The sequence below is a fragment of the Porphyromonas sp. CAG:1061 genome (assembly GCF_000435035.1).
GTDB lineage: Bacteria > Bacteroidota > Bacteroidia > Bacteroidales > Porphyromonadaceae > Porphyromonas_A > Porphyromonas_A somerae.
Genome location: NZ_HF988919.1, coordinates 1 through 1386, shown reverse-complemented (window position 1 = coordinate 1386; position 1386 = coordinate 1). Strand labels below are relative to the sequence as shown.

Annotated in this window: 1 protein-coding gene; it reads right to left on the bottom strand. The window is 52.2% G+C overall.

Annotation, left to right across the window (positions count from 1 at the left end):
- Positions 1-88 precede the first annotated feature (88 nt).
- The gene (locus QVO39_RS05740) at positions 89-1228 is read right to left on the bottom strand and encodes a BPL-N domain-containing protein (protein ID WP_021903388.1); all 1140 of its coding nucleotides are present in this window, start codon (positions 1226-1228) and stop codon (positions 89-91) included.
- Positions 1229-1386: the final 158 nt, after the last annotated feature.

The following is a 1386-nucleotide window of genomic DNA, read 5'->3' as shown; positions in this document are numbered from 1 at the left end:
TAATATTTATCGACACCTATCCCGCCGGTCATCGGCTCTGCGAGCCTCGACCAGGGGCTAGCTGAGTGGCACCCTGCCGGGTGCTCCGCTACTCCACTTTCAGTTGCTCAATCGCATCACCGATGGCCTGCTTCACCTCGGGTTCGGATTCCACATTGTACGCCACCTCTAGGTCGGGGAGATAGGTGCGGTACATTGCCCAGCCTATCCACTCTGCAGCACGCTTTCGCACAGCAGGAGAGGCATCGAATATCAAACCTTGGATCCACCGCTTAGCATCCCAAGAGTTGTGCTGCATTAGCCAATTGATCGCTGCCAGCTTTGCCTCCTCATCGCCATAAAGGAAGGTTTGAAAAGCCTCCCCCTCCGCCTGACGACGCTCCTCATTCATCAATAGCTCCTTGCCGAACTTGCTTGGGTCTATAAACTTAGCTGGAAGCTCCGATGTCATCTGCCTTGGCGAAACCTTATGAACCAACCGAGAGAGCATCCACTGCATTCCAGGAGTTGCCTCAGGGTGCCCCACCACCGAAGCAGTCCACCCCTTACCATACTGTGCAATATAGAGGAAACTCTTGCCATTAGTCATATCACTGGGAGCATTCCCCTCCACATGCACATCACTCTCCATCGTTGCATAAGAGTGATAAGTAACTTCACTTCCTTCACGAGGTAACACCACAGGGCCTTCATAGTACATTATATATAAGGTGTCTTGCTCCGCCACCTCAGGGAATAGTTCTTTCCCATCATTTGTCAGCGTCACCTTCGCAATCCCCCTACCCCGATTATCGTGCTCAATATCATGTGCCTCAGCACCACTCATCGCCAGACAAGCGTAGTTAGGTGTCTCCGTGATCAGATAAGCGCCAGCACAGATCCCCACATAGCCACCGCCATTCGCCACAAACTCCTGCACCTTTCGACGGCCCTCGCCACCCATGTTGAGGTACTGACGGCTACCCCCTCCACCAGGCACCACCAACACATCCACATCGGCAAGAGCCCCCTCATTGATCTCCTTAGTGGTCAGCAAACGGCACTCCAGCGAAGGGTCCATCTCCACTGCTGCCTTTGCCTCCCAGACACAGGTTTCCGAACCTCCATGCCCCTGAAAAACCGCCACCCGAATCACCTCCTTCGGAGTAGCCTCCTTTTCCACATCACTACCACACGACAGCAGACATAAGCTAGCTATCACAGCCAAGAGAGAATAAAGTCTTTTCATATCTTCAATTATAGTTCAATAAAGTCACTACGCAAATGTAACCAAATCCCCCTCCACCACAAAATCCACACCGTCTTCATAAACCCCAGCAAGGGGTATGGCTGAAAGGGGGTCTTGGCATAAGGGAAAAATTGAGATGCAACTAAGCAATTGCCGAG

Excerpts from the sequence above, each read along its gene's own strand:
- QVO39_RS05740 (WP_021903388.1), bottom strand. The coding sequence starts at position 1,228 with ATGAAAAGACTTTATTCTCTCTTGGCTGTGATAGCTAGCTTATGTCTG.